The organism is Acinetobacter sichuanensis, assembly GCF_003024515.2.
GTDB classification, from domain to species: domain Bacteria; phylum Pseudomonadota; class Gammaproteobacteria; order Pseudomonadales; family Moraxellaceae; genus Acinetobacter; species Acinetobacter sichuanensis.
Genome location: NZ_PYIX02000213.1, coordinates 1 through 609, shown reverse-complemented (window position 1 = coordinate 609; position 609 = coordinate 1). Strand labels below are relative to the sequence as shown.

Here is a 609-nt window from a genome sequence, read left to right as displayed (position 1 = left end):
ATAGCAGAAATATGCCATATGCTGGCATGCCAGTCAATTACTATTTGATTCTTAATCTTTTATCGTGACCCGATATATAAAACCCACCACACGCAACCATGTTCTTTAGGCAATTACGCCCTAACTTAAATTCATCTTCCATTTTTCTATCAGACAAGCCTCTTACATTCTTTTCAATAAAAAGATTTACAGCTGCTTTTGCTGAAGCACAAATACGATTAGAGAACTTTAAATCTATAATTAATTTTCGCACCTCATCGGCTTCAAAGTCATTTATTTGGCACACCAATTGATTTTTTCTTGGAGCAACGCCTTTGTTATTTTCACAAATAAGCCAATAGATCTGATTTACACCAAGTGAATCAGGTATATTTCCTGACTTCATTCTACAAGTTTGTATATATGCACCATATTGTTTAAACCATTCTTCAGCCGTAAATTTCGACCAATCCATGACCTTTGTTTTCACCATCGCATTCATAAATCACCCTACCAACCGTCTAATGTCTTCAATCGCCTTACCGCTTTTCACCTGCTCAGTGCTATACCGATACACTGAATAACCCAACGCTGTAGCTGAGTTGTACTTTTCCATATCCCCTAAATAAC

The 609-nt window shown here is 36.6% G+C and carries 1 protein-coding gene; it reads right to left on the bottom strand.

Annotated features, from left to right (window positions below; translation table 11 throughout):
• Nucleotides 1-40 precede the first annotated feature (40 nt).
• Nucleotides 41-481: a hypothetical protein gene (locus tag C9E89_RS23095; protein ID WP_107010352.1), complete on the bottom strand. Its 441-nt coding sequence runs from the start codon at nt 479-481 to the stop codon at nt 41-43.
• Nucleotides 482-609: the final 128 nt, after the last annotated feature.

Bases quoted from the DNA above. Each gene is read 5' to 3' on its own strand.
- C9E89_RS23095 (WP_107010352.1), bottom strand. From the start codon at position 481: ATGAATGCGATGGTGAAAACAAAGGTCATGGATTGGTCGAAATTTACG.